This is a genomic window from Streptomyces sp. NPDC008125, from assembly GCF_042957125.1.
Lineage (GTDB): Bacteria > Actinomycetota > Actinomycetes > Streptomycetales > Streptomycetaceae > Streptomyces.
On sequence record NZ_JBIBHR010000025.1, the window covers coordinates 1 to 1,085 of the forward strand.

Annotated in this window: 1 rRNA gene and 1 pseudogene; both read left to right on the top strand. The window is 65.8% G+C overall.

From position 1 onward, the window contains the following. Positions 1-92: ribosomal RNA gene (gene rrf, locus ACFZAX_RS31250) — 5S ribosomal RNA — on the top strand; the annotation flags it as partial. Between the two features lie 225 nt (positions 93-317). Next, positions 318-1,085 (top strand): annotated as a pseudogene (locus tag ACFZAX_RS31255) (hypothetical protein); the annotation flags it as partial.

Consider the following 1,085-nt stretch of genomic DNA (forward strand, 5'->3'; position numbering starts at 1 on the left):
CGCCCGGTTACATTCCGAACCCGGAAGCTAAGCCTTTCAGCGCCGATGGTACTGCAGGGGGGACCCTGTGGGAGAGTAGGACGCCGCCGAACAATCTTTCAAGGACCCTTGGTCCCAGCGTTCATGCTGGGACCAAGGGTCCTTTTGTTTTCCCGAAGCGCGTCGACAGGTCGGCTGCGCGAGAATGTTTGCAGTACCCAAAGACAGGAGTCGTACCCATGTCCACCAACTCTCCCGACGATCGTCCGGATCGCGAGCCGCGTCGCCGGGACGGTGGCGACAGGGCCGGCTCCCGCGGCGGTCGTGACGACCGCTCCGCCGCCCCGCGCCGTGACAATGACCGTGGCGGTTTCCGTCGCGATGACAACCGTGGTGGTTCGGGTTCCGGTGGCGGTTTCCGTCGCGACGACCGTGGCGGCTCCGGTTCCGGTGGTGGCTTCCGTGGTCAGCGCGACGACCGTGCTCCTCGTCGTGATGACGACCGTGGTGGACGTCCGGGCGGTTTCGAGCGTCGTGACGACCGTCCCTCCGGTGGCGGTTTCCGTCGTGACGACAACCGTGGTGGTTCCGGTTCGGGCGGTGGTTTCCGTCGTGACGACAACCGTGGTGGTTCGGGTTCCGGCGGTGGTTTCCGTCGCGACGACAACCGTGGTGGTTCCGGCTCCGGCGGTGGTTTCCGTCGCGACGACCGTGGCGGCTCCGGTTCCGGTGGTGGCTTCCGTGGTCAGCGCGACGACCGTGCTCCTCGTCGTGATGACGACCGTGGTGGACGTCCGGGCGGTTTCGAGCGTCGTGACGACCGTCCCTCCGGTGGTGGTTTCCGTCGTGACGACAACCGTGGTGGTTCGGGTTCGGGTGGTGGTTTCCGTCGTGACGACAACCGTGGTGGTTCGGGTTCCGGTGGTGGTTTCCGTCGTGACGACCGTGGTGGTTCCGGTTCGGGCGGTGGTTTCCGTCGTGACGACAACCGTGGTGGTTCGGGTTCCGGTGGTGGTTTCCGTCGTGACGACAACCGTGGTGGTTCGGGTTCCGGTGGTGGTTTCCGTCGTGACGACAACCGTGGTGGTTCGGGTTCCGGTGGTGGT